This is a genomic window from Streptomyces sp. NBC_01471, assembly GCF_041438865.1.
Taxonomy (GTDB): domain Bacteria; phylum Actinomycetota; class Actinomycetes; order Streptomycetales; family Streptomycetaceae; genus Streptomyces.
Window position 1 is genome coordinate 7,012,910 of sequence record NZ_CP109450.1, and the last position, 25,836, is coordinate 7,038,745.

General features: G+C 64.9%; 21 protein-coding genes and 3 pseudogenes. 7 read left to right on the top strand and 17 right to left on the bottom strand.

Annotated features, from left to right (window positions below; all coding sequences use genetic code 11):
• The first annotated feature begins 6 nt into the window (after nucleotides 1-6).
• Nucleotides 7-1,110, top strand: a complete 1,104-nt coding sequence (locus tag OG285_RS31495) for a slipin family protein (RefSeq protein ID WP_371792864.1) — start codon at nucleotides 7-9, stop codon at nucleotides 1,108-1,110.
• Between the two features lie 21 nt (nucleotides 1,111-1,131).
• On the opposite strand, the pseudogene OG285_RS31500 reads toward OG285_RS31495, so the two are convergent.
• Nucleotides 1,132-1,278: pseudogene (locus OG285_RS31500) on the bottom strand (undecaprenyl-diphosphatase); the annotation flags it as partial.
• The gene (locus OG285_RS31505; protein ID WP_371792865.1) at nucleotides 1,266-2,636 is read right to left on the bottom strand and encodes an integrase; all 1,371 of its coding nucleotides are present in this window, start codon (nucleotides 2,634-2,636) and stop codon (nucleotides 1,266-1,268) included. The pseudogene OG285_RS31500 and the gene OG285_RS31505, both read right to left, overlap by 13 nt.
• 175 nt (nucleotides 2,637-2,811) lie before the next feature.
• Here OG285_RS31505 and OG285_RS31510 point away from each other — a divergent pair.
• Nucleotides 2,812-3,264 (top strand): annotated as a pseudogene (locus OG285_RS31510) (hypothetical protein).
• Between the two features lie 49 nt (nucleotides 3,265-3,313).
• Here the strand turns inward: OG285_RS31510 and OG285_RS31515 are convergent.
• Nucleotides 3,314-3,625, bottom strand: coding sequence for a hypothetical protein (locus OG285_RS31515; RefSeq protein WP_371792866.1), 312 nt, complete (start codon nucleotides 3,623-3,625; stop codon nucleotides 3,314-3,316).
• Nucleotides 3,626-4,651: 1,026 nt separating this feature from the next.
• On the opposite strand from OG285_RS31515, the gene OG285_RS31520 reads away from it, so the two are divergent.
• Nucleotides 4,652-4,867 (top strand): hypothetical protein, encoded by a 216-nt coding sequence (locus OG285_RS31520; RefSeq protein ID WP_371792867.1) that lies wholly within the window; start codon nucleotides 4,652-4,654, stop codon nucleotides 4,865-4,867.
• Between the two features lie 172 nt (nucleotides 4,868-5,039).
• Here OG285_RS31520 and OG285_RS31525 read toward each other — a convergent pair whose 3' ends face one another.
• The 4 genes from OG285_RS31525 to OG285_RS31540 form a co-directional block, all read right to left on the bottom strand.
• A complete protein-coding gene (locus OG285_RS31525) occupies nucleotides 5,040-5,987 on the bottom strand; it encodes a lactate dehydrogenase (protein ID WP_371792868.1) in 948 nt (315 codons plus the stop codon).
• A gap of 46 nt (nucleotides 5,988-6,033) precedes the next feature.
• Nucleotides 6,034-6,840 (bottom strand): hypothetical protein, encoded by an 807-nt coding sequence (locus OG285_RS31530; RefSeq protein ID WP_371792869.1) that lies wholly within the window; start codon nucleotides 6,838-6,840, stop codon nucleotides 6,034-6,036.
• A 1,308-nt stretch (nucleotides 6,841-8,148) separates the two neighbouring features.
• Nucleotides 8,149-8,553: a hypothetical protein gene (locus OG285_RS31535; protein ID WP_371792870.1), complete on the bottom strand. Its 405-nt coding sequence runs from the start codon at nucleotides 8,551-8,553 to the stop codon at nucleotides 8,149-8,151.
• A complete protein-coding gene (locus OG285_RS31540) occupies nucleotides 8,543-8,920 on the bottom strand; it encodes a DUF6415 family natural product biosynthesis protein (protein WP_371792871.1) in 378 nt (125 codons plus the stop codon). The genes OG285_RS31535 and OG285_RS31540 overlap by 11 nt, the downstream gene beginning before the upstream one ends.
• 184 nt (nucleotides 8,921-9,104) lie before the next feature.
• Here OG285_RS31540 and OG285_RS31545 point away from each other — a divergent pair, with 184 nt between their 5' ends.
• Nucleotides 9,105-10,436, top strand: a complete 1,332-nt coding sequence (locus OG285_RS31545; RefSeq protein ID WP_371792872.1) for a helix-turn-helix domain-containing protein — start codon at nucleotides 9,105-9,107, stop codon at nucleotides 10,434-10,436.
• 3 nt (nucleotides 10,437-10,439) lie between these two features.
• Here OG285_RS31545 and cutA read toward each other — a convergent pair whose 3' ends face one another.
• Entirely contained in the window at nucleotides 10,440-10,772 is a 333-nt protein-coding gene (gene cutA, locus OG285_RS31550; RefSeq protein ID WP_371792873.1) for a divalent-cation tolerance protein CutA, read from the bottom strand.
• Nucleotides 10,773-10,924: 152 nt separating this feature from the next.
• On the opposite strand from cutA, the pseudogene OG285_RS31555 reads away from it, so the two are divergent.
• The 3 genes and pseudogenes from OG285_RS31555 to OG285_RS31565 all read left to right on the top strand — a co-directional run.
• A pseudogene (locus OG285_RS31555) lies at nucleotides 10,925-11,062 on the top strand (hypothetical protein); the annotation flags it as partial.
• A gap of 342 nt (nucleotides 11,063-11,404) precedes the next feature.
• The gene (locus OG285_RS31560; protein WP_371792874.1) at nucleotides 11,405-11,986 is read left to right on the top strand and encodes a DNA-binding protein; all 582 of its coding nucleotides are present in this window, start codon (nucleotides 11,405-11,407) and stop codon (nucleotides 11,984-11,986) included.
• 176 nt (nucleotides 11,987-12,162) lie between these two features.
• Nucleotides 12,163-12,732, top strand: a complete 570-nt coding sequence (locus OG285_RS31565; RefSeq protein WP_371792875.1) for a hypothetical protein — start codon at nucleotides 12,163-12,165, stop codon at nucleotides 12,730-12,732.
• A 75-nt stretch (nucleotides 12,733-12,807) separates the two neighbouring features.
• On the opposite strand, the gene OG285_RS31570 is transcribed toward OG285_RS31565, so the two are convergent.
• The 9 genes from OG285_RS31570 to OG285_RS31610 all read right to left on the bottom strand — a co-directional run bounded on the left by OG285_RS31570 (nucleotide 12,808) and on the right by OG285_RS31610 (nucleotide 25,828).
• Nucleotides 12,808-13,287, bottom strand: coding sequence for a hypothetical protein (locus OG285_RS31570; protein WP_371792876.1), 480 nt, complete (start codon nucleotides 13,285-13,287; stop codon nucleotides 12,808-12,810).
• Nucleotides 13,288-13,326: 39 nt separating this feature from the next.
• Nucleotides 13,327-16,587, bottom strand: a complete 3,261-nt coding sequence (locus tag OG285_RS31575) for a hypothetical protein (RefSeq protein WP_371792877.1) — start codon at nucleotides 16,585-16,587, stop codon at nucleotides 13,327-13,329.
• 44 nt (nucleotides 16,588-16,631) lie between these two features.
• The gene (locus tag OG285_RS31580) at nucleotides 16,632-18,830 is read right to left on the bottom strand and encodes a hypothetical protein (protein WP_371792878.1); all 2,199 of its coding nucleotides are present in this window, start codon (nucleotides 18,828-18,830) and stop codon (nucleotides 16,632-16,634) included.
• Nucleotides 18,831-18,975: 145 nt separating this feature from the next.
• On the bottom strand, nucleotides 18,976-19,875 hold the full coding sequence (locus tag OG285_RS31585) for a hypothetical protein (protein ID WP_371792879.1): 900 nt from the start codon (nucleotides 19,873-19,875) through the stop codon (nucleotides 18,976-18,978).
• A 223-nt stretch (nucleotides 19,876-20,098) separates the two neighbouring features.
• Nucleotides 20,099-20,257 carry a hypothetical protein gene (locus tag OG285_RS31590; RefSeq protein WP_371792880.1) on the bottom strand — a complete coding sequence of 53 codons (159 nt, stop codon included), beginning with the start codon at nucleotides 20,255-20,257 and terminating at the stop codon, nucleotides 20,099-20,101.
• Between the two features lie 581 nt (nucleotides 20,258-20,838).
• Nucleotides 20,839-21,510, bottom strand: a complete 672-nt coding sequence (locus OG285_RS31595; RefSeq protein ID WP_371792881.1) for a SpoIIE family protein phosphatase — start codon at nucleotides 21,508-21,510, stop codon at nucleotides 20,839-20,841.
• Nucleotides 21,511-21,519: 9 nt separating this feature from the next.
• Nucleotides 21,520-21,807 carry a hypothetical protein gene (locus OG285_RS31600; RefSeq protein WP_371792882.1) on the bottom strand — a complete coding sequence of 96 codons (288 nt, stop codon included), beginning with the start codon at nucleotides 21,805-21,807 and terminating at the stop codon, nucleotides 21,520-21,522.
• A gap of 98 nt (nucleotides 21,808-21,905) precedes the next feature.
• Nucleotides 21,906-24,281: a DNA topoisomerase gene (locus OG285_RS31605; protein ID WP_371792883.1), complete on the bottom strand. Its 2,376-nt coding sequence runs from the start codon at nucleotides 24,279-24,281 to the stop codon at nucleotides 21,906-21,908.
• A 416-nt stretch (nucleotides 24,282-24,697) separates the two neighbouring features.
• Nucleotides 24,698-25,828 (bottom strand): hypothetical protein, encoded by a 1,131-nt coding sequence (locus OG285_RS31610; protein WP_371792884.1) that lies wholly within the window; start codon nucleotides 25,826-25,828, stop codon nucleotides 24,698-24,700.
• Nucleotides 25,829-25,836 lie beyond the last annotated feature (8 nt).

A 25,836-nucleotide genomic window follows, 5' to 3' on the forward strand; every position in this document is an offset into this window, starting at 1 on the left:
GTCGTGATGGTGGCAGCACTGCTGACAGCGGTCGTGGTGATCCTTTGCCTCGCCGCGGTGTACGGACTCTCCGCGGCCCGCGTGGTCAAACAGTACGAACGCGGTGTGGTCTTCCGGTTCGGCCGGCTGCGCGAGGCAGAGCGGTTGCCGGGATTCACCACGGTGATCCCGGGCGTGGACAAGCTGCGCAAGGTGAATCTGCAGATCGTGACGATGCCGGTCCCCGCGCAGGAGGGCATCACCCGGGACAACGTGACGGTGCGGGTCGACGCCGTCGTCTACTTCAAGGTGGTCAACGCGGCGGACGCGGTCATCGCGGTCGAGGACTACCAGTTCGCGGTCTCGCAGATGGCGCAGACCTCGCTGAGGTCGATCATCGGCAAGAGCGATCTGGACGACCTGCTGTCCAACCGCGAGAAGCTGAACCAGGGCCTGGAGCTGATGATCGACAGTCCGGCGATCGGCTGGGGTGTTCAGATCGACCGGGTGGAGATCAAGGACGTGTCGCTGCCCGAGACGATGAAACGGTCGATGGCACGGCAGGCCGAGGCGGCCAGGGAGCGGCGGGCCCGCGTCATCAACGCGGATGCCGAGCTCCAGGCTTCGAAGAAACTCGCCCAGGCCGCCGAAGTCATGTCCGAGCACCCGGCCGCACTCCAGCTCCGTCTGCTGCAGACGGTGGCCGAGGTCGCGTCCGAGAAGAACTCCACGCTGGTCCTGCCGTTCCCCGTGGAGCTGCTCCGGTTCCTGGAGCGGGCCCAGCGCTACCCGCAGATGCCGGGGGCGGAGCGCGAAGGGGGGGCCGTCATGGCGGAGGACGGCACCGCGGACACCTCCGCGGCGAAGACCTCCGGCCCGGTGGCCGACGCGGTGGAGGCCGCCGTACCCGGGCTGTCGGCGGAAGAGATCGAGGCGGCGAAGCTGGACCTGTCCAACATCGGAATACCGCTGCCAGGTCTTGAGGCGCTGGAGCGGTCCAGGCCGGCGGAACCCGGCCCGGCCGCGGAGGACGAACTGCCCGTGCCGGAGGACGATCCGCCCGTGCCGGATGACGGTTCACCCGGGCAGCGGCCCGGCGGTCCGGACACGGAGCCCGGACCGGGGAAGTGACGGCAGGTACGTACGCTTCCCTCAGCCCCCGGCGGGACCTGCGTCCGGGCTGAGGACGCCCGTGCCGACCAGGAAGAACAGGGCGGCACCCAGCAGGATCCGATAGACCACGAACGGCATGAAGCTCTTCGACGAGACGAACGTCATGAACCAGTTCAATACTTGGTGGATTCTGCGTCCCTGACCTGGTGCTTCATCCACTCGGCCAAGTCGAATGGGAGAGAAGTGGGAGAAGGGGGTGCCCAACCTGGATCCAGCGTCACCACGAACCGCTGCCAACGCGCCTGCAACGTCTCCATGATGCGACGCTCCATCGTCGGGGTCACGTTCGCGTACAGACCCTCGACCCCGACGACCTCATGCCCCATTCGGGTCTCTGTCGCGATCCGGCTGTGCCCGTCTTCGTCTATCCATTCCTTATGGCCATGCCGCAGCAGGTACAAACGCTTCCCCTTGTAGGCGGACACGGCCGGAATCGCCGGGAGCGGCCGCCGCGTGCCGCCTGGCCCGCTCCCCTTCGGTCGAGGCGTTGACGCAGCCTTCCCGTCCGCGATCTTCCGCCAGTAGTGGTAGGTGAAGTTAGCGGTAGCCAGTGAACTGCCCTTGATGGACGGGAAAACCCACTCTGAGTCGTGTGAGTCGAGCAACCTTTCCAGCAGTTCGGCCAGAAACGGCGGAATAACCAGAGTGCGTACGCTCTCATATTTCGGGGGGAACAGCTTGGGTGTCGACAGCCCGCCCTCACGCTGCAGCTGATACTCAACGCGGATCGCGGGCATCGGCTTCTCGCCGAAGTACCGCTCTAGACTCTCCAGGCGTCGCTCCTTGTCCGGATCAGATGCCGGCCACAGCGGATGGGTAAACTCGCGTCTGAGTCCGTAGAGTTCTGCAGGCCGCATGCCTGTGCAGGCCATGGTCCAGATGAAGACGTAGCCAGGGAATCCCCAGAACACCAGCGCGTTGCAGGCGAGTCGGTGGATGTCATCGATGCGCATCTCGAGCTTCTTCTCGCGCGGCTTCTTCTTGTATTTACCGCGGCGTCGCTTCCCTTTCGGAATGGGCGAGGACTTCCGCAGCTCATCATCCACGGCGTCGTCCATCAGCATCGAGAAGACCGTGAGGATCTCCTCCCCATACTTCTCGCCCACGTTCGGCAGGGCCTTGAGCTGCTTCTTCCATGCCCGGTAGGCGGACGCCTTGATGTCGCCGACAGCCGTATCACCCCAGCGCGGCACAATGTACAGCCGTATCATGGAGCGAATGGCCTTCTCCCGCAGGTGCCCAACATCGAGGGTGTCGGGCCAGGTGCGGCAGTATTCCTTCATGAAGACGGAGCCGTCGCGGCGCGAGATGTACCGGTCGTTGCGGATGTCTGACTCTCGGTCAAGGCCGTAGTTGTACGCCTCTTCCTCGGTCCACTTGACACTCGACTTCGAGTCGAAGAGCTTCTTGCCGGTGTCGGGATGGAGCTTCCCAGTCTCCCATCGAACTCGGCAGCTATTTCCTCGCCACTCGATCCATGGCATGCGTTACATCCCTTGTTGTCGTATTGCTCTGCTGGTGGGTGGGTCTTGGAGGTCGCTCCAGGCTTGGTCGTGCCGAGCGGTCTGATTGCAATCTAATGGCTATCAGGCAACTGCTGGTCACGGGTTGGATGATCTTGCTGTGGCTGGTGTGATCACGGCGTCGGAGCCGTCCTGAATATCCCCGTTCACTGGGCTGAGCCGGCGGTAGTTCGGCGGGGCTGTCACCGCACTGCGGCAGCTCGCGCCGCTATTCGGGGTGTCGAAGTCGGCCGCCGACCGCATCGTCGACCATCCGTTGCTGTCACTCCAGCCCGCAAGAACACCATGCTGATCGTGGACGGCTCCCTGAACCCACTACCGGTAGTAGGACGACCGTGATCTCAGATGGCGGCTACTGGGGTACCGGTCGTCTTCTCGCACCGACGTGAGCGCGGCGGGCCGAGCTCAGGGTTTGGAAATGAGGAGTGCAACACCTTGCATCGCACGGTGTTGGGCTCGCATCGATCACGCCTTCGCCACATGAAGGGCTGGGAGATCCTCCGCGACTGCCGCCTCAAGGACGACGGCATGCATCACTCCATGCTCGGCATCTGACCGTCTGTGCAACCTCACCCTCCCCGGATGCTGAAGAATCAGCAGCTCATCCAGTACGCCGTAGATCATTTACGGGACAGCCTCTAGGTGGCAGCGGGCGCGGCACTGTTGGCGGCTCGGCGTCTCGCTATGGGCCTGTTGCGCTTGCCGGTGTTGCCGTGGACCCGGCTCTCGTGGCGCACCGAGATTTCGGCAAGGTGGGATTCGGTGAACACCAGTTGGCCCGCCATGCGGGCGTGAGGGAAGGGGTCGACCTTCCGGTTGACCCCATCGCGCAACCACTTCTGACCGCGCTTGTCCTCTGCGTCCTCGGTGGCCAGTCCGAGGCGGACCGTCGCGGCCTTGATGTTGTAGTGCGCTTCGAGGATGGGTTCCAACTTCCTGGGGGCTGACATCTCTCTCCTCTCCTTGCCGAGTCCCATTCAGAACGAGGAGCCGACGGTCGTGCGAAGCGAGTACGAGGGCGGCGCGTCGTCCCTGGACGTGCGCCCGGTTGGTGAAGGTGATGGCGTGCTCGGCTCATGAGGTGAGGGCGACGACGTCCGGCACGCCGTTGGCGGCAAGGAACGTGAGACACGATGGCGCGCGTCGTGGAGCCGGACCTTCCGCAGCTCCAGCTTCCGATGCAGCGAGTAGGCGCAGGGCAAGCCTTCACAAGTGGCACCGTCCGAGTTCACTTCTCCTGTAAAGACTGACTCGGAAAGCCTATCGACTCATGTCTCAATTGGTCAATCACTTCTTTTGCGCCCTGATCTGTGTTGTTGCTCGATCCTCTAGTCAAGCTTTATGAGTGGCCTATCGGATCCCTTGGCTGTTGAACGTGTCGAGAGCCGGCGCCTGACCTGACAGAACAGCTGGGCAGCTCAACCTCGGGGCAGCAGCAGCTGTCACCGAGCACTACGACAACCAGGCGCCCCGAATCCCGTTGGCTGGGGTCCGTCGAACGGGCACGCTTGCGGCCTGCGATTCCCCGCTGAGGCCCGCCGTGACGTCCAAGTTCGTTGCACCCGTCCAAGTTGTATGGGCGGGTTCGCATGGTTCACCGTGGACTTCGAGCCACTCCCGGATGGGGGGGCTCGGCTTCGAGTTCGTCAACCCGCTCGGCCCGTAGGGCATCGACGAGGAGTGCGAGCAGGCGGTGAGCGACGGCTTCTGTGGCTGATCGGAGCAGGACGGGAGAATCTCCACGTCCATCGCCCGCGGCTCTCCCCATTGTGAAGCTCGACGCGGGAGTCCTCGTCCGCCCGGACGTCGGCCCGGGGCTCATCCGGGTGGAAATGGTCTCTCCCATGCTGGACTGTCCCGGGTATGGGGCGGGCGTGCTGTCACTCTCTCGCGGGGTACCGCTCAACCCGGGACGGATCCGTACTTCAGCAAGCCGTTATGGCGCCCCAGCCAGCATCCGTAACCACCTCACCAAGGTGAAGCGGGCAGAAGCCACGCAGAAAGAAGCCCTGGAGCACTTGCTTGGCCTCGGCAGCGTCTGCGACACGCAGCGCGTCATCACCACCCTCGGTGACGCCGGGCATCAGGTCGACGAGAAGCGGGCCCGTCAGCTCTTTCGTGACCTCGCCACCGCCGGCTCCCTCGCCAAGACCCAGGACCGACCCGTCCAGTACCGCACGACCGGTGAGTAAGCACGTTGACGAGCAACATCTATGAGCGTGCGCCATCCTGCAAGTCGCTGGTCAGCGGTGCTGGCGTACGTTCAGACGGGGTGCTCGTGCTGGTCGTGGGCGGCAGTCTGCGCTGTAGACCGTCTGTCGGGGCGGTTTCGCCGTTTTCTGCCCATCACTGCCGGTACGGCTCCTACGATCCGGGCATGACGGACCCCGAGGTGCTGGAACGGATCGCCGCGCGTCGCGCAGAGCTGGACGGACTCGACGAATAGCTGGCCAAGCAGCTGGAGGAGGTACGGACCGAGCGCGATGAACTCGCCGTCGCCGAGCGGGTTTTGCAGCGGATGAACGAGCAGATCACCGAGGCACATGCTGCGGCCGTCCCGGTATCTGCGCAGGTGGGCGGCCGGACGGTGTGGATGATCCCGGAGCGCGAGCCGGGCATGGAGGAGGCGGCGCTCCCGCCGGAGTACCAGGGCGCCCTCGAGGTCGTGCAGAAGGCCGGCGGGCCGGCCATGCGGAGCGTAGACAGCACAGCACCATCAGGCCCGCAGCGAGTCCGGCCGATGCCGTGACGGATCAAGGCTGGCCGCCGCTGGAGGTCAGCCACGACGGCGCGTACCGGTACAGCGACCGGGCGGCGGTCGACGGTGGTCGTAGACACGCAGATGACGGCGCGGTCTCCGTGCTCGCCGATCACGTGACCGAGCACGCGATCCGGGGAAACCTGGGCGTACCGGGCCAGCAGGAACCGGCACCGGGCGGAGTCGAGATTCGCCCCGATCCCGAAAGCCCGGGCGCAGCCTGGTACTTCGGCGAAGCGGCGGGCCATGAGGTCCACCGGGTTCGTGACGATGATGACAGTGCCGTCGTAGCCGCAGGCGGGAGCGTTCGCGGTGGCGCCCTGGCGCCGGATGTCCTGCTCGGCGGTGTTCTTGAAGTCGGTGCGCAGAGCGACGACCACTGCGTCCCAGGCGTGGAGATGAGCGACCTCACCGGCGCCGGCCTGCGTACGAGAGCGGGAAGCGAGCGCCAGGTCCTGGAGGTCGGTGGTCAGGGCGCGGGTCTGGTCCGGCTGCCGGGACACGACCAGCAGCCGTGCGGGGAATGCAGCAGCAACGAGACCGGCGGCCAGCATCTGCCCGCCACGGCACCCGCGCCGACGATCCCCACCATCGGCCCGTTCACAGGTAGCTCCCCGTTCTGTGCTCGACCTCGCAGAGCACGACGTCCAGGAGCCGGGGCCCGGCCATCGAACCGACGAGCAGGGCGCTCACCCGGTCCACCAGGACCGCCACCGTGTACACCTGGTGGGCGAGCGTCTGCTGATGCGGGGCCAGGGGCAGCCCCGCGGGTGCGCTGAGGCAGGTGGTCAGGATGTTCACGGTGTCCATGAGCCACAGCACCAGCACGTCGCGCAGTCGTTCAGCTCGTTGCCGCCCGGCCGATGGTGCCGTGTTGAGGGCGAGGAACGAGGCGATGCCCTGCACCATCTGCTGTATGGCACGCGGGTCCGGGTGCCCGAGCGCGAGGAACAGCGACCGGCTGGCGAGCTTCGCGGTGTCGGGCTCCGGTCCGGCAGTCCACTGGAGGGCCGGGTCGATGAAGTGCAATCGGGGGCCGTCGAAGAAGACGTGCTCGGGTTTGAGGTCCCCGTAGACCGCCGTGTCCCGACGGGACGAGAGCCCGCCGCTCATCCGCAGCAGCCGCCACACCGTGTGCCGGACCAACTCCACGACCTCCAGCCTCATAGCTTCCGGGAGCCCGCAGTCCTGGCCGAGCCTTCCCAGATAGGTGTCGGCACTCAGGCCGTTGAACTTCCTGCGAAACACAACGGCTACGGAACGCTCATCGATCGGCTTCGACGCACCCAAGAGCTGCGCGCCCCGGGGGCCGTGGAGGCCCTCGGGGGCGGCGAGTGCCGAGTTGAGGAGAGCGCCCGTCTCCCCGGGGCGGGCCGTCATCTCTTCGGCCAGCGCAGTCTCCGGCACTGCCCGCGTGAGCAGGACACCGCGGTGGAGCCCGGCCGTCTCACACACTCGGGGACGCCCAAGTTCACGCAGTCGCCGTCCACTGTGACTCGGCAGACGTAGGACGTGACGCTCGGGCACTGCGGGCCGAGGATGACTTGCTTGTCTGGCCACAGGCCTATGACCGCTTGGGTGATAACCCGCTGGGTCACGGTGTGCAGCGCTGTCGTGCTTTCCGCTGCGGTCTCGGTTGTCATGAGGGTCACCGACTCGCCTCCTTATGGGATCGCTTCGCCTGTAGGTGTTGATCACGTGTTCGGGTCGCAGGACTTACGGCGGGCACCAGCGCTGTCCGGCCAGGGGGCTGTCAGGCCAGCGCCGGACCACGGCGGTTGTGCGCGTTGATCAGGGCTTCGAGCCGGACGATGCACGGGCGACAGCAGTAGAACGGGCCTTCCCCCTGCTCCAAGCTCTGCACGGGGCCGAGCCACAGGACCGGCACTTCGCACGCCTCGCATCGCCAGCATTGGCCCGTGAACCAAGTCCTCTTCACGGCATCTACCGACTGCCGAGGGCCAAGGAGACCAGCAACCCGGCGAGAGTCACCACGAAGAGAACTTGATGCGTGCGCTCACTCACCGGAAAATCTCCCTCGGAGCGGACAGCTCCATATCTCTTGGACAGCTCAGCGGTATTCAGACCGCATTGGCGATCTTGGCCAGCAAGGCGAAGCTGACCGGGACGTCGTGACTGAGCCGGATCGCCTGTCCGGGCCACAGGGCCTCGACCGCACGGTGGAGTGCACTGTGTTCATATGGTGAGGTCGTGCCAGGCAGTGGCCGCGAGCCACAGGCCGACGAAGGCGAGGAACCCGAAGCAACTCGGGTGGCTCAGCACGGTCAAGCACCCCCGGGCTTCACGGTTGGCGGCCACCGGCGGGAGTGAACCCAGCTCGCTGCCCTGTGAACCAGCCGGCCGCGAAGGGGGATTCACTGGACGTACCGGCGCACGTACTCGCCCCGGTCCGGGCACACGAGGCGCAGCCACACTGCGACGACACCGGTACCGCTACCGATCTCGTACTCCTTCAAGGGCTCGCCCGGCCGAACGGGACGGTCACAGCTCGCGCAGGTCAAGGTGCTACCCCCTGCGCTGGCATCGAGCGTGGGTGTGCCTGCTGGAGGACGCGCCCGTCCGGACAGCAACGTCCAGCGGCCCGGCAACCGGAGCGCTGTTCGAGGTGAAGAAGGTAGCGGCGGTACGCCTCCTGGACCTGGTTCGGCTCGCTCTCAGTACCCGGGACTTGCTGCGTCGTGGATGGCGAGTTGGTCATGAGCGGGGCCCGTACGCCCGTTCGGTCTCTGCTTCGATTGCGGCAAACAGCAGCTCAGTGTCGGTCAGGCAGCGCAGGGGCGTCGGCGCGATCCCCCAGTGCAGGCCGGGCCCGCTGACGAACCTCACAGACGGCACGGCGACGTAGGCGTTGGCCCCGATGATGCTGACGGCATACTGCGGCAGCATCCATTTGTCGGCGGAACCGGGCTTCACGAGCCAGTACAGAACCGCCCCGGAACCATCCACGATCACGGCGCCGCACCGGGACCCGAGGCGGTCGATGACAGCCCGGCCGAACCGGTCTGTGGAGCGCACGGCGTCCCATGCCGTGCCCGTGGGAACCAGTTCGACCGTGTCGCTTTCCCTCGGCGTCCAAGGGGCAATGGCCTCAGGCATCATCCGCCGCCAGGTTCCGCAGGTGCGTGCCCAGAGCGAGCACGGACCGGGCAAGACCCTGAATCTCAGTGAGCAGCACGGGCACGGTGTAGCCGGTCGTGTGCGTGATGCGGCGGCGTGCCGTACCGACACATTCCTGTGCGGCGTCCCGCCAAACGTCGTCCACAGGCCGCGTGCCTGCCAGCTCGCTGACCGCAGGTACGAGTACCGCGAGCTGACCGCGCAACATCATGATCTCGGTGAGGAGGTCATCCGCAGAAAGCGCCTGTCCCTGTGCGAGAAGCCGGTTCGCTATGGCCCGCATCGTTTCGAAGTCCAGGGGCCGGAGGTCGTCTTCCAGTGGTGCGCCGGCGCCAGTAGCTTGGATCATGTCAGCCTGCTTTCGTCAGGTCGGCCATGCCCCGGGGCCGTGTCAGCGGTCGCCGGGGTCCGTGCAACCAACTCTTCTGTAGCCGCTGCCTACTTGCGTCCCGCAGTGGGGTATACCCATGATGGGTAGGCCCGATATGAGGGCGGTACTGCACACTCTGGCAAGCAGGCGCAATGGAGCAGCCATGGCCGAGTTCATCCCGTCAACGGCATTGCCGATCAGGCTTATCGAGCACCCTGACATGCAAGCAGCGCTCGAAACTCACGACTTCGGCACTGTCTTCCGGTTGGCACGCATTCACGCCGGGATCAGCTACTCGAAGATCGCTGCCGAGTGCGACATAAAGCCGGAACGGGTCGGGACCCTGGCGCGCGGCAAAGGCTCCGTGACCAGCTTCGAGAAGATCACCCGCATCGCCGATGCGCTGCGCATCCCAGGTGAGCTACTGGGACTCGCCGCCCGGCCGTGGGAGAAAGCCACGGAGTCGCGCATCTCCTCCAAGGTGTCTGCATCTATCAGCGCCACGGCACATGGAGACGACTTGAAACGCAGGCACTTCCTACAAGCGACGACCGGGGCAGGACTCGCCTCCAGCCTGCCAGCTCTCCAACGCCCTCGTGTCGGAAAGCGCATCGGTGAGGCTTTCCCGGAGCAGCTGCGAAAGCGCACAGCACGCCTGCGCCGCTTGGACGACATCCTCGGCGGGGGTGACACCTATCGCGTCTACCTGGGCGAATACCAATCCACCAAGGCGATGCTGCGCGATTCGACGTGCATGGAGAAAACTCGCAAGGAAATACTGTCCGTCCTGTCCGAGCAGGCGCAGCAGGCCGGTTGGGCAGCGTTCGATGGTGGGCGCGAAGCAGACGCTGCCAGCCTTTACCAGGCCAGCTACGAAGCGGCGACGGAAGCAGGGGACGGGGACTTGGCAGGCAACGCGTTGGCGTTCCTCGCCTACCAACCCACCAACGGCAACCCGAAGAGCCGCGTGGACATCGCTCGGCGCTCCTGCCACACAGCGGGGCCCGACGCCCCTGCCGGGGTGCGCGCTCTCCTGCACGAACGAGCAGCATGGGCCTTCGCAGTGGCCGGCCTCCCCTCCGAAACGGAAGGCGCCCTGCACGCTGCCGGCGAAGCGCTCGCACAAGCGGGTGGTCAAGACCAGCCCGACTGGGTGAAGTGGGTCGACCACAACGAACTTCAGATCATGAGCGGCCGCTGCTGGACGGAGCTTCGCAGGCCCCTGCGGGCAGTACCCGTCCTCGAACAGGCACTTGCTCGTTACGACGATGAACACGCCCGGGACAAGTCGCTCTACCTGTCGTGGCTGGCGGACTCATACTTGACTGCAGGCGAGGTAGAACAAGCAGCCACCGTCACGAGCCGAGCCCTGGACCTAGCCAGCGGCGTGGCATCCGTACGTCCACGCCGTCGTCTTCGGCCAGTCCTGAACCGACTTAGCTCATACCGCGGACTTGCCTGCGTGGACGAAGCACTGGAGAAGGCAGCCTGCTGACCATCACTCGTCCACACTAGGAGTGGAGTTGACCTTCACCCAATTCAGGCAGGCCGCAGCACCGGCCACGATCGGAACCGCACAGATTTCCGGGCTCTGCCAAGGGTGGCTTTCAAGCAGGTGTGCTTCCAAGTCCGGATATCGCTCCGCGACCGTTTTGAGGAGCAGCTGCCACTCCTCACCGGTTCCGAACTCCCCGAGGTGCCAGAACACAGAGGTCACCGGGCCGATGATCTGTGCGCCTGCCGCCAGTCGCTCCTTCACCACGGACTGCGCCAGGGCGAGCGCCTGGTCCCGCGTTTCCGTCGCGGTGGAAACTTGCACGAAGTCAGTCATGGCCAGAGCGTAGCGTTCGCACACCAGCGCAGCTCCGCCCGCTCCTGCATCACCGGAGCGGGCGGACAGCGATCCCTTGTCTCAGGAGACCTCACGGCCTCCGGGGATAGTCCAGCAATTCATGATGGACATCACCGACCGGCAGGGCCAGGATTCTCCGGGCCCTGCGGGACTCGGTAGCAGAGCACGGGTGCTGCCCGGCCATGCGCGAGATGGGCGACGCCGTTGGCCTGTCCAGCACCTCATCCGTGAACCACCAGCTGCGCCGCCTACAGGCCCAGGGTCTCGTTACTCGCACCCCCGCAGGGATGGCAGCCGTACGGCTGAGGAGCACGTTCGAAGAGGAAACCTGGACCAGGTCGTCGATACATCGGACGCACCGGTCGTGTCCAGATACGCGAAAGCGTGCCCCCTCCGCCGGAGCGGAGGGGGCACCGCCAGAGGTCTGGCAGTGCTGGAGCCGATCTTCTTGCACTTCGCGGTCACGGCGCGCCCAACCCGAGCGTGTTTTGACTCGCAGGAGAGGTCACCCCATCGCCTGGCCCGGTTCATCGCGGCTGCAGCGGCACGGTCGAGATGCCAGATCGGCACTTTGTGGGAGGAGCCGTTTCGCGCTCGTTTACGATCGGTGCATGCCGTCGCCCCTTCCTACCTCGCTCGCGGTGTCCGACGCGATCACTCACTATCGTCAACTGTGCGAGTTGACCATCGACGAGCTGGCCTATGCGCTCCTGATGGTCGATCACCCGATCTCGGTCGACGCCCTTGCGGAGATGGAGCGATGCACTCGGCTCGTGACGGTCGACGACCTCGTCGCGATCGCCTATGTGCTCGAAACGACTCCCGCGGTACTGCTGTCGCACATCCCCATTGACATGCATGAACCCGAGGGGCCCCTCGCCACCGGGCTGCCGAGCGATGTCGACCAGACCGAGCTCCGTGCCTGGCTCGAGGGACGGACCACGTTCGATCGCCAGTCACGGGTCAGCTGGTGGAAGGAACGGGTCGCCCGTCTTCGTGTCCGGGCGGCGCATCACGAAGAACAGCTGCAGGGTGCGTACGCAGAACTGTGTGAACTCGGCGACTTGGCGCACCAGGAAGCAGACGCTCCGCCCGTGCAGCGCCTGCAGTGGCGCATCCAGGACGGCGAGCACGCGCTCAACCAGTCCGAGGTTGCGCTGGCGCTGACGGAGCATCGGCTTGGGAACCTCTGAGAAGGCATCTGACGGTCGAATCAGAGCCAGCCAAAAGTCCAAAGTCACCTATCTGTAGGCGCCTTGACCGGCCTTCTGTTATTAAGTGGTACATCCGGTACAGCGATCTGTGACACCAATAGTGTGCTTGTGAATGCGTTCGCAGGTGCTGATGTAACGAATGAAGGAGGAACACCATGAACTCGACTAGGACCGCACGTGCGAGGCGGACCAGGATCGCCGTGTCCGCCGCGGTCCTGGCCGCGGGCGCGCTCATGCTCACCGCCTGCGGCGGGAGCAGCGATACCACTTCTTCGCAAAATCCCAGCAGCAGCCAGGCCTCCAGCTTCGACGGTGCCTACATCTCCATCACCGACGGGGCACGCGGCGGCGTCGCCGCCATCGACGGTCACAAGATCACGTACATCAGCGTCACGGCCGGCAACCAGCAGTGCCAACTGACCACGAAGGCCCTCGAGGACATCAAACACGGCTCGATCGTCAAGGATGGCAAGACCGGCAAGAGTCAGTACCAGGTCCTCTCGACCGGCACGATCAACGACAGCTGGAGCAGCGTGCTCTGGGGCGACCTCAACGGCTCTGATCAGACTGGCACCGAGCCCGGATCCGGCTCGATCTCGATGTCGAGCGGCTCGATCACGCTCGGGTACACCTTCGCCTACTCGATCGACCAGGTCCAGCTCATCCCCGCCGCCAGCGACCAAGCAAAGGCTCTCGTCGCCAAGGACTGCGGTCAGCACAGCTGAACGCCGCACCACCGAGGCAGCACGGAACCCCGTGGACGTCATCACGTCCACGGGGTTCTGCTTTCTCTATGACGCTTACTCCTGGAGCTGCTGCGCCCGGTACTCCTCGATCGTTTCCGGCGGACGGCCGTATTTCGGCGCGTGCTCCTCGATGAAATCCAGCTTGGCCCACGTCGCCGACTGCCGGATCCTCGACCGGGCCACCATGACGAACACCACGGCACTGACCCCGAAGTTGAGCGGGCACCACCCTGCCAGTAGAGCCGTCAGCACGACGGGCAGTCTGTCCTTGATCGCCATGACGGCCAGAACGACCAAACCTGCGCCGTTGATCAGGAGACTGCCCACATACCCTTCGAAGGTGCCGGACAGGTGCGCCAGAGCCCGTGGCTCGTCGCGGTGCTGCGCTGCGTGCACCATCTCACCGACGAACAACACGTTGACCACGGCCGTCACGGTGCTCAGAGCCAACTCGCGGAGCCCGGCGATCCACCATCGCGCCGAGCGCCACCACCCGCGCGGGAACTCGCCGCGAAGCCTCGATCCGGGCCTCATACTCTTCCTCCTCTCCTTTCGTCTTCTGCGCTCGCCCGATCAGTCCTGCGGCTTCCCGCGCCGGCCTCGGCGAAGGCCACCGGCCGGCCGGTGCTGCGGCTCGGGGGTCTCGACGCTCTGAGGGGCTGGATCGGCAGTCGTGCGGTGGCGGGGACGGGGGGCTGGAACCTGCCGCGGTGAAGGAGCTGGTGCGGGGGCCGCCGACGCCTGGATCGAATCCGGCTGACGTGCTACCTGCGTCCGAGCCGGAGTCTGTTCCCGAGTCGGAGCGGCCACGGGGCCAGGGGCCGAAGCGCCAGCGCTGAGCTGCCTCGGGGTTGGGGTGCCCTGAGCCGAACTTGTCGGACGGGTTCTCGGGGCGACCGGCTGCCCCGAAGCCGGGGCAGGCGCGGAACCAGCGGCAGCGTCGCCGCTGAAGCGCTGCGGTGCAGCCTGCTGGCTGCTGTTCTGCTGACTCGGGGCTCCCGTGCTGCCGAACTGCGTCGGAGCCGTCTGACCGGAGGCCTTTCGGCTTCCCCTGGTCGGAACGGAGCCGGGGCTGCCTGGGCCGCCCTGACCCAGAGCGCCACCGCGAGAGCCCGACGGCTCCGTGGATGAGGCCAGGACCTCACCGGGGATGACCTTGCTGCCGTCGCCAGAGGTGTACCCGAGGTTGGACAGGCCGCCCTGGTTGCTCAGGTTCTGCGCTGTCTGCTTGTCCGAGTGCAGTCCGCCCGCTCCGCCGCTGGTCGACTGCAGCGGACCGCCCTTGTCGTAGGGTCCGGCGCCCTGGCCGGCACTCAGAGCGCCAGCAGGCCCGCCACCACCGGACCCACCGTCACCAGGACCACTGTCCAGTTCCGGGCTGTTCGGACCGCCTTCGTCGCCGCTCTCCAGGGCCAGCGCCTGTTTGCCAGAGGACAGAGCCGTGGCGTTGCCGTTTGTGCCGCCTGCGTTCGTCGACGCCGTTTTGGCCGAGGGCTTGCCTGTGCTCGGAGACGCCGGGCCGCGGGTCTTGTTGTTGAACCCGTTGGCGAGCTTGTTGCCCATGGCCATGCCCGCACCGGCGCCTGCACCAGTGGCCAGAGCGGGTATCAGCCCGCCCTTGTCCGGCTTGGGCGCCGTGTTCGTCTCCAGGAATTTGTCCACGAGCTTGGTGACCACTTCGTCCAATGCCTGCAGCACCGTCTTGCGGATCCGCAGCAGAGCGAAGGTGATACCGATAATCAGCAGCGACGAAATGAGCGTCAGGATCACCACGATGGTGCCGCCGAGCGCAGCGTTGCCCCACAGGCCGTCCGGGCTCATGAAGCTCGACACGGGTCCAGCCATGATGTCCGGGACCGAGATCAGGAACTCCGAGACGAACTGGTAGATGAACAGCGTGACAAGGACCTCGAGGATCAGCGCCATGGAGTAGATGATCACCTTGGCGATTGCGGCCATCGCCCCCAGCGTCGCGAACGGAACAGCCGCCACGAGGCCGAAGGTCCGCTTGATCGCGCCGGCCAGCATGCCGATGGCGTACCAGAAGCCGAGCAGGACGATGGAGCCCAGGACCGTGGCTGCATTGCTCCAGTACATGAACTTCGCCGGACCGGTGCCCACCTGCGAGACCGCCATGTGATTCTCACGGGTGAAGCCGGACGTGGCGTTGTTCGAGCTGTACATGGCCAGCGAGCTGGGGCTAAATCCTGTATTGAGGTAGTTGTATGCCGCAAGCGGGGACAGATTGCACGATGAAGGCGTCTTGTCCACCGTGAAGCCACAGCCGCTCCTGGTCCCGGTCGTGGTAAAGACCGTCGAGTCCTTGCCAGGGCTGGAAGAGCGCAGACCCGTGCCGTCGGTCGAGATCACCGGGTGATCCACCGGCTTGGGCCCCTTCTCCTCGCCGAACCCTTCCACATCGCCGTAGCTGTTCTTGTCGACGAACCAGCTCTTCTTCACGTCCGCGCTCTCGTCCAGCTGCGTGGTCGAGCTCTTGATCCCCGACTCGAAATCGGAGGCTGCGATCTCGCTGCTGCCGATGTACTTGCCGATGATCCCGAAGGTCGAGAAGACCGCCTTGAGGTCATCCGACGCCCCGGTGCCGACGGAGACCGTGCCGTCCTTCCAAGCTGACTCGGCGTCGTTGACCTTCGTCCCGATGCTGATGCCGTTGAACGCCGCCCCGTGGGACTGCTTGTTGATCGCCAGCGCGCTCGTGCGCACCGACATCATCGCCTCGGAACTAGCCTGGTCCTTGTTCCAGGAGACCGTGGCCTGGTCCGGAATCCCGAGACGGTCGTTCATCATCCACGCCTCGAAGTCGACGTAGGTGCTCAGCACGACACGCGTCGGACCCGCGTGCTGACCGAGGACCGAGCTGTCGAACTTGTCGAGCACACTGGTGTACATCGAGCCGATGAGCGGCAGGCCGACGCCGATGAAGACGACGCGCACGATGAGCTTCTTGATCGCCGAGCCCCGGTCCATCTTCTTGAACATGACCAGGCCGATGAGCAGGATACCGACGAAGAGGGGCACGAGCGCCTGCCATGAGATATCGACGAGCAGGCCGTACCAGCCGCTGATCCATTGTTGGAGCCCCGCGAGTGCGCCGCCTCCGGTGTCACCTCCTGTCATCCCATCGGCGAAGCTCGGGTTGACCGCCTTGACCGCCTGGTAGAACCACAAGAAGGGGTTGATGAGCTTCAAGAACTGAAGGACGACGTAGAACAGTGTGCCGACCGCCAGTGCCAGAGCGTAGAGGACCCAGATGATGGAGCCGCCGATCACGTTCACAATCTGACCACCGATGCCCGAGGACATCGTGTCCAGGCCCAGGTCGTTGTTCGCTGCTCCGAAATGCGCGTAGTCGAGCATGCCCGAGTACTTCGCGTTGCCCTTGTCGTCCTTCGCCGCCAGGGTCTCGTAGGTGACCGTCTGCGAGGATCCGGAGACTTCAGCGAAGAACCAGCCCACGATATTGCCCAGGCTGAACTCCGGATCGGCGTAACCCAGCATGGAGCCGCCCGAGGCAGGGCTGCCCACGACCGGCTTCCAGTTCTGATGCATACCCTTGTCGCTGCTCGGCGAGTTCTTTTCGCTGAAGTACGAGCTCGCATTCGAGGCCAGCTGGTAGAGGCTGTAGTTGTCGCGCTCCTTCTTGTCGTCCGCGGACGCCGGCGAAGAGGTCGCCATCATGAAGACCGGCACGAGCAAAACAGCCAGGAGTACGAGGGCGAGCCCTCGTGCGATCCTGCCGTGGCGGGCTCCGCCGCCGGCGCCGTGGCTGGCCCAGGCGCGCAGCCGCACCGCCGCAGTGATCGTCCCGTTCATCGTCTCTCCTCTGCTCCTCGCCCTCGTGTCAGTGCTGACCTCGCTCATGCCTTGACCAGCTTCTTGGGCCGGGGCTTCCGCGCCGGTCGCTTCGTACCGTTCTCGGGCTGCTGCACGCTCTCTCTGCCGTCAGCGCTGTTCTGGTCCGCGTGAGAACCGGTCTCGCCGTCGCCCCCTTCGCTGTGTTTCCGGACGCTGGTGAGGTTCGCACCCGGCGCCGGATTGTCGTGCATGATCGCGTCCATCCGCGCCGCCTCTTCGGCCCGGGCCGCCTCCAGGCGGACCTGCCTGCGCTGGGCCTCGCGATAGGGATTGATCCCCAGTGCCAGGTCCAGGTGGAAGACCACATTGGAAACGCCCCGGCGCAGGTACGTGAGGTTCTCGCCCTTGGTCGTGATGAGCTGAGCGAGATCCGGCGGAATCCGCTGGTGCAGTTGCTTCTGGTACTCCGCCACCGTGCCGTCGCGCATCGGGCCGAAGAGCGTGTAGTCCGCGGCGTCGAACTTGTTGAAGTCGCTGTCGGCCAGCATCCTGTCGACGTCGTTGTAGCTGTAGATGACCCGGCCACCGCGCTCGTGCATCTGGTCAAACTGGTCCGTGATGTAGTTTTTCACCCGGTCGTCGATGTGTTCGGTGCCATGGATGATCACCGTGTCACCGAGCCCCAGCTTGCCGACGGCGAAGCCAACGATGTTCACCAGTTGCGCCATCGCCACGCCCTTGCCGCGGCGCATGAGCTGCGAGAAGTCGTAGATCACGCGTTTGGCGTCCCGGACACCGTCCACGGTCGACGCGGTGTGGTTGTTGAACAGGTCGCCGTTGGTGCTCAGCATCGCGTTGGCGATGCCCCTGAGCACGTTGTACGCGCGTAGCTGGTCCGGGTCGGTCTTGTTGGAGTGCAGAAGCGCCTTGTGGGCCGTGGCCAGGTAGGAGACGAACATCTGCAAACGAGGCACCTGGGTATGCGGGATGTTCACCACGCGCAGGCGGTGCCTCTGCTCCTTGGCGTTGTGCCGCCACATGCCCTGCTCGATGTAGAAGTCCGTGGCAGTGTCTTCGAGGGCGCTGCGGATGATCGAGCCGATCGCTCCGTCGCTGGTCTCGTAGAGCTGCTCGAACATCAGCTTGAGCTTCTCCATCTGGGCGGAGAAGACCGTCAGCTCGGCCTCCTCCTCGCCGAACATCTCGAACATGTTCACGTCGCCCTGGTTCAGGTCCACGCGCGAGGTGAGCCGTTCAAACTTCGGGCCGAGCTTGTCGAGGTCTGCTCCGTCGAGGACAAGGTGGATGACCTGTCCGTTGTTCAGCAGCGCCGCCTGCGAGATCTTCGAGCACCACATGTTGGCCACCCGCTGGCGGTCGAGGTACTCGCTGAGCGTGGCATCGGCAACGATCGCGTGGTGATCGTAGGTGTTGACGTCCATGAGTACGGCACTGTTGTTTACGTCGCCGACCATGTAGCCGACGTACTCGCCGCCCTTGTCGTTGAGGCCATTGGTCACCAGTGAGTACGAGCCGGCCAACTCGGTCGAGGTGAAGTGGAAGCCCCTGCCCTTCTTCTTCTCGTTGTTCTTCCACAGGCCCGAGAGCTCCTGGCGCTGCTCGCCACCGTAGGGCGCAGCCTTCAGCGTGCCGAATCGGTCGATGTACAGGCGTGTGACCCGGTCGATCGTGTCGTCCAGGGTCGCCAGATCGATCGCCTTGAGGAAGAGCCGATTGTGCACCGAGAGGTAGCTCGCGCCGTCCTGAATCTCCCCGATCGTGACCCCGAGGTCACCGGAGATCTTCGCGGCCTTGCGCTTGGAGGAGGCCGTGCCCGTCTCCTCCTGCTCGTTCGCGTCGAGCCGTTCCAGCTTTTCCGACTGCTTGGTGTACGAGTCGATCCACTTCTCGTCCATCCGCTTGACCTGCTCCAGGACCACTGCGGTGACCCCCTCGTCCAAGCCGTCCGGGATCCGGTCGATGCCCCAGAAGGCGGCGAAGTTGTCGTGCGCGACGTCGTCGTGGAAGTACGCCAGGATGCAGGCGACCGAGCCGTCGACCTCGAAGTAGTCGCTGCGGAAGAGGTACTTCTCCTTCGGCTTCAGCGCCAGCAGGTGAGGATAGGCGTCGAACGTGCCCTGGAGGTGCTTCACCTCCTGGCGGCGCCGCCACCAGTTCTTCTCCGGTTCGGCAGCCTCATCTGCTGCACTGTTCGCCGGGACACTGTCCTGCACCCCCTCAACCTGAACAACACCGTCCACGCGCGGATCATTGACCACAAGCTCCGGGGTCTCATTCGCCTCGTCAGGCTTCTTTCCCGGGATACCAAGCTGTGTCCGGACTTTCGTCATCAGCGCCATGGTGTCCTTCATCCGTTCTTCGTCATGGTGGTCGGCCTGGCGCTGGTCAGTTCAGCGACGCCTTGAGGTTGCGCAGGTCGTCGTCGATGCCCTGGTAGAAGACCCGCAGCATCGGCTGGACCTCCTCGCAATCGAGCATCGTGGCTTCCTTGATCATCAGAGTTGAGCCGCCGACCTCGGCCTGAAGGATCTGGTGCCCCTTGCGCAGGGCGCCGGCGTTCTTGCCCTTGAGCAACAGGTACTGGTGGATCGAGGTGAACTTTGCGCCCACGTGCTTGGTGAGGATGTCGTACTGCTCGTTCTGCAGCTCGATCAGATCGGGATCGCGAACCTGCAGGGTCCGGTTGCGCCGCTCCAGGTTCGCCACCTGGTGGTAGATCCGCTGCGGCTCCTTCGTGGTGATGATGGTGTGCTCGCAGGTCGTCTCGACCTTGCGCCAGAAGGAGTCGACCCGGTCGAGGATCCCGATCCGATCCTTGTCGAAGAGCAGGTAGCTCGCCGAGCCGACGACCAGGTAGGCCTGGCCTTTGCCGCCGTCGGAGAAGTGGATCAATCCGTCTTCGTCGATGTCGTCGATACCAACGATCGAGTAGAAGGCCGTGGGATTCGAGCTGCGGCGCGTGAAGACGTGGCGGGCCTTCGCCGGCAGATAGGCCAGGAAGGCCGGCACGCGCTGGATGCGCAGCTCCTTCGTTTTCATCAGCCCGCCGAAGTAGGTGATCGCCGCCAGGCTCCAGAGAACGAAGAACGTGATGGCCACCGGTCCCGAGCTCGCGACGAACGTCGACGTGCTGAACCACAGCACAGCCAGGAGGCCGCCGCCGAAGAAAAGCAACTGCTTGATCGGCGAGGGCTTGGCCGCCCAACCACCCTTGCTCAGCGTGATCTCGTGATCGAGAAAGCTCCTGTTCAGCGCTGAAGGCACCTTGTACGACAGTTTCGCCATGAATCCCTCATCCCCCCTGCAACCCCAGAGGTCATTGCCTCGCCTATCGAAAAGTCCTCATGTATGAGGAGTGCGTATTGCATCCTATCGTAGATAGGCTATTCAAATCAGTATCGAAAGGGGATTAGATGACGTCGCTCGATCACTCGGACTCACCAGTCCGAGTGATCGAGCGACGTCATCAGCGGCTGACAGATCTGCCATACCGAGGAAGCAGAGCTGGTCAACCCATCGCTACCGCCTCGAAGCACGGGGCGCTGTCGCTCAGGCCGAACACCGCCAACACGCCAGCCGAGCTGTCGCGGTCGAGGGTTTCGTGACGCACCGGCATCCCATCGAGCAACTCCTGCTCCGAGTAGCGGAAGCGATAGTGCTCGGCCACGCAAAGCATCTCCTTGTCCGGGTCGAGCATCGAGAGCACGCGCCAGGTGCGATCCCACCCAGGAGATCCCTGAGCCGTTGCGCGACAGCCTGTCGATCACGTCGTAGTTCTCGTGATTGCGCAGTACGACGTGCTGATGCACACCTAGCTAGTTGGCTGTCGGACAGGGCCCGCCCGGTGCCGACGGCTGCCGGCAGCGGACGACCCGATGTGGGAGGCGGTGCCGCTTCATCTGCGCCAGCGGCTGCAGGGGCTGGCGCACCAGCTGGTGACGCCCGTGCAGGGGCGGCTGAAGGAGAAGGGGAACCGGCGCCTGCTGGCCGCGGTACGGGCGGCCGGCCGGATGCAGATGACCGGCGCACACTGGATCCTGCTGCTCACCACGGACCGGGAGGTTTTGGGCGGCCCGCTCCAGCCATCGGGCCCACGCGTTCTACGAGGCGCTGGAGTAGGTGGCGGTCGGCGCGGCGCCCGCCGGGGCTCAAGTCGCTGGCTCGGCAGCGCTCAGCTGATGGGACCAACCTCCTGAGACACCACGTCTGTGCTGTCCCAGGAGGTTGGTCCCACGGGGCTCTTGAACGTCAGCTGATCACTACGGCCGTCGCATCGTCGCGGTAGCCCTCGGCGTTCGGCGCAGCGGCAGCGACGAGCGCGTTGGCCAGGGCCTGCGGATCGCTGTCGTGTTTGTGCACGAGGGCCTCGATCACGTCGCGAGACTCCTGGTCGTGGACACCGTCGGTGGTGAGGATCAGCACCCCTCCGGCTGGCACCGAGACGTAGGGCACGGTCGCCGGCACCGCCAGGCCGAGCGTGACGCCGACAAAGTCAGCCAGAGCTGTCACCGGTACGTCCCCCGCATCCTTCGCGGCCCTCGACAGGTACGCCGCGAGGGTGTGGTCAGTCGTCAGCACCTCCAACGCGGTGCCGTCCCAGCGGTAGGCCCGGCAGTCACCCGCCCATACCAGCTCGGCGCGGCCGTCCTCCCGCGTCACCGCGAGGACCCCGACCGCGTCGGGGCCCGGGTCGGTCACCACTAGTCCGGCCGATAACAGTCCGGCGAGGGCCCCACGCACCGCGCCGACCCGGGCAGCCGTCTCCGCGAGCATCGGCGCCAGGCGGACGATGTCCGCGTCGTGCCCCATGCCGTCGACAAGGGCGGCGGCGGTCCGGCCGGTACTGGTGGACGTGTAGGTGGCGGCGGCATCCGCGATAGGGCCGCCGGTGCCCTCGCGTTGGGCAATATAGATGGTCATGGTGCTCCTTCATCTGCGTGGTGGTTCTGCCTGCGAGTTCTGCAGGGCAGTGATGGCGGTTCTGGCACCAAACTCATGCGACAGCACGCCTAGAAGAGAAAGCTGCTCGTTCAAAGCTTCCACGACTTGGATCTCGTTGCGCGTGCCGTGCCAGTTCATCCCGAAGTCGCGTAGCTGCACCAACGACGTGCGGCCTCGCGACGCCAGCATCACCACCGTGTCACGCAGGAACCTGGCGTCGCCATGGGCGTCGCAGATCAGGCCCGGCCGATCGTCCAGCTGCACGATGTCGTTCATTGTCTCCATCACACCCTTCTGTTGTCGCTGTCGTGAAAAGACAGCAGCGGGCCCCGAGGTCCGGGACCCGCTACTGCTCTGCAGCGCCTGTTCGGGTGTCAGCTGAACGACGGCACGATCTTCTTCTTGCCGCCCTCTTCCTTCCAGGTGACATTCGCATCGAAGGTTTTGCCCTGGGCGGAGACGAAGCCCCTGCCCTGAACGGTCTTGCCGGCTGCCAGATCCTTGCGCTGTGCGTCAGTGAAGGTCACCTGGCACCAGGACCGCGGCGGCTCGTCGCCGGATCCGAAGTTCGGGACGATCTTCTTCGCCTTCGCGTCCCAGGTGACCGAACAGCCGAAGGTCTTGCCGGTCCTCGCGCTGACGAAGTCGTCGATCTCCAGTGCCTGGCCCGTCAAAAGCCCAGCGACCTCCGCCGGCGTAAACGTCCGGCCGGACCACTTCGTCGGCTTGTCCGGAACCTGCAGCTGGAACCCGACGAACTTGCGGCCCCTGTAGTCGCCGACGCCGAGACCGCCGGTGGCCGTGTAGGGCTTGTCCGCCTTCGACCTCGCCTCGAACGAGATCGTCTCGCCCGCGAGCAGCTTGGCCACCTCATCATCACTGAACTCGTAGCCCGACCAGACGGTCTTGAATGCAACCTTCTTCGGCCCACCTGGAGCGGCCTGCCACACACCCTCGGCGCGCGCAGAGAGCACCTGCTCCTTCAGACCCAGCTCGGCGCGCATAGAAGTGGCGTTCTTTGTCATGGTTGCGATGTCCTCGCGCACCCAGTCGGCAACGACGGCCAGACGCTCTTCTGCAGTCGCCGTCCCGGCGGCGATGTCCCGCATGTCGACGTAGACCTTCTCGGTGAGCCCAAGGTCGCCGATGTGCGTGCCTGGCAGGAGCCTCCAGCTCATCTCGCCGGCACGGGCAAGCCTGAGCTTGCGTCCTTTCTCCGTCAGCAGCGGATACTTCGCCCGGTCATTGATGACCTCCGAGTACGTCGAAGTGCGGGTCGCGCCAGTGCCCACGTCGCGTTTATCCAGCTGTTTCATGAGCCACTTCATCGTCGGATGCTCGGGGCGCTTGTTCGCGCCCTCGAAGATGAACGGCTCAGCGTTTCGCCCCAGGCCCTTGCCGGACTCGTTCTCGTCGCCCTCGGCCGTGTCGTCGCCAGCGTCCGGATCGAACACGGCCCGCCAGCCGGGGTTCTTGGGCACGTTTGTGATGCCGACGAAGTCCGGGTACTTCTCGACGTGGCCCTTCTGCTGCTCATAGAGATAGTCCTCGGCGAGCATGGCCAGGTAGTTCGTCGCGAGCATCTCGTAGATGAGCCGTCCGGCCTTGCCGTACTTGTGCTCGACCTCTTCCAGCGAGGAGGGCACCTTCGGGCCCGGACGGTTCGCGCCGTGAGCGCCCTGGGGCTTCACGTGCGTGGGGCGAGGCGAACGATGCGTCAGAAGCGCAGTGTTGACGCCGACCACGCCAGCGATCTTGTCGACCAGCGGCGCAAGGTCCTTGAACTGCTCGGGCGTGATCGTCTTGTCTTCGGTACGCGGGTACGAGACGACCTGGTCCTCGTACATCTTCTGATACGTCGAGAGCGTGAGGTTCGCCTTCACGCCCTTACCCACGAGCAGCGAGGACAGCGACGCCAGATCCAGGAGCTTCGGCGGCGCAGTCTTCTTGTCCGTCTTGCCGTCCAGGACGACGGGGGAGTGGCCGTACTGCTGTGGCACCTGACCCTTCTGGTCGAACCGCGACTCGTCCGGGTTCGTGTACATCACGTCGTTCTCATCGTGGAAACGGTTCTGGAAGAAGGGCTTCTTGACGTACTTGTCATAGGCCTTCTGCTGGTCCCCGACAAGAGAGATCATCGCCGACTTCAGCCGGCCCTGGCGCAGCACGAGATCTTGTCCGGACTGGCGACCCATCGCCGTGGCGATTCGCGTGAACTGCATTGAAAGGAAGTCCCACTGGGAGCGGTACATCGCCTTGCGGTAGTCGCCCTCGGCCTGCATGGACTTCACCGGCCGACGGTGCTCAAACGCCTTCAGGATCGAGGCCTTCGACTCATCGGTGAACTCCATGCGGCTGAACTTCTTGTTATGGAAGCCGAGTTCATCGATCGCCTCCCAGAAAAGCAGGTCGCCCTCGCCGGACGGGTCCAGATCCGTGGCGATGACGATTTCGTCGCCGCGGCTCAGCGCGCTGCGCAGAGTCTTGATGACGTCCGCGACGTTCTTCTGCGGTTCGCGCTTCCACGTCAGGTCCTCCGGACTCCACGGCAGGTTCCCCAGATCCCACTTCTGATAGGCGTCCGCGAGCGAAGGGTCCACCATCGCGTGCGGCTGGGCGAACTCATAGAGATGGCCTCGCAGACTCGCCACCTCGTAGGCCGTTCCCTTGTGGCTGCCCTTGGTCCCGCCGAGGGCGCTCGCCATGTTCCTCGCTGCGCTCGGCTTCTCTGCGACCACGATCGCGACCATGTCGACTCCTTCTCGTGATTCATCTATAAACGAGTGCGAGTCTACTCTGTGAGATCAGTCAAACGGGAGTCGATAGGCGCATGAAAGGAATTCGATTGGCGCGAGGGCCGCACCAAGAGCACCAACGCCGGCACGTCGCGCAACCGCCGTAGATCATGGTCCCCTTAACGGCAGCAGAGAGGTGTCAGGGGGCGGGAATCGATGTACCTGCCCCTGACACCCCTTACCTCCCCCTGCTAGTTATGGAGAAATGCCCTATTTCCATTCCGGTACCTAATAGGGGGCGATAGGTGGAGCGGCCATAAGTTGCCAGCAGTCCGATGAAGAAGATTTCTCTGAGCCCGATGTTCAAGAGCGACGGTGTGCTGCACCATGCGACGAGAACAGCGACGAGTGCTTCTCCTTGCTCACCGTGATCATCGGATCGGCCGTCCTTCCCGCTCACGGTCGAGCTTCTGCTGCTTCTTGGTCGCCTCCCGGGCCATGTCCCGGAAGCAGACCGCTTCCTTGTGCACGATCGGTGCGTCGTGGAGGTTGTGCGAGCCACGCAAGAAGTTCTCTGTGCGGTCGGCAATGGAATATGCCAGCGCCTGCTCGATCACCGCGCTGGTCTGGCGCACCTCGCCTAGCTCGTCACGCAGCTTGCGCAACAGCCCATCCCGCTCACGCTCGGCGGCGTCAATACTCATCAGCCTGGCCATCACGCTGCCCAGCAGCGGATCGCCGGAGCGGAACAACTTGACGGCGCGCTCGGTAGCAGAATCTGCGTCAAGATACAGATCGAGCTGCGCCAGCAGGAAGGCCGTCACCAGCGCGCCTTGGCTCAGCCGCTGGCTGAATTCCCGAGCAGCGCTGTCACTGACGCCTAGCTCGCGAACAGCGGCTGCACGCATCTGCTCCCGCAGTGCGTTCATGATGCTCTCGGGCAGTGCTTTGATGTGCGGCTGACTCTGCACGCTGACGAGCCGGAAGCCCGACTGGGGGAGCGTGGCAGTTCCGTCAGTCTCGCTACCCGAACCTCCCTTCGAGGTCGCACTCTGCACGGAGTCTTGATGGTCAGTGAGCTGGAGCGAGCCGGGTGTTAGGTGCTCGGGTTCATCCGGTGCGGCGACGGCGTCATGAGCCGTGGCAGCGTCCTCGACATCTGGCTGCGACCCGGGAGCCGGAACGGCACCAGCCGCACTGCCCGGGAGTATTCCGGCAGTTCCTTCCTGTCCGCCGGCACCACCACCGCGGTGGTGGTGCCGGCCAGCACGCTCAGCATCGCCAGCGCCGGGCTCGTGATCCGGCTCCAGGTCCAGGCTGTCTGCTTTTGCTTCGGTGTCCGCGTCGTGCTGGGCCTGAAGGCCTTTAGCCTCAGCTTGGGACTCGACGCCGCCAGCCTCGTTGAGCTGCGCCTCCTGTTCGGGTGCTGCCACCTCAGGCTCAGGCGGAGCAGCTTGAGCCTGAACACGGTTCAGCTCCTCGCTCCCGCCGCGCCGGTAGGCATCCAGGAAGGACGTGTCCACCTCCATCGCCTCGTCAGTAGACGCGGTCGCTTCCAGCATCTCTGCGA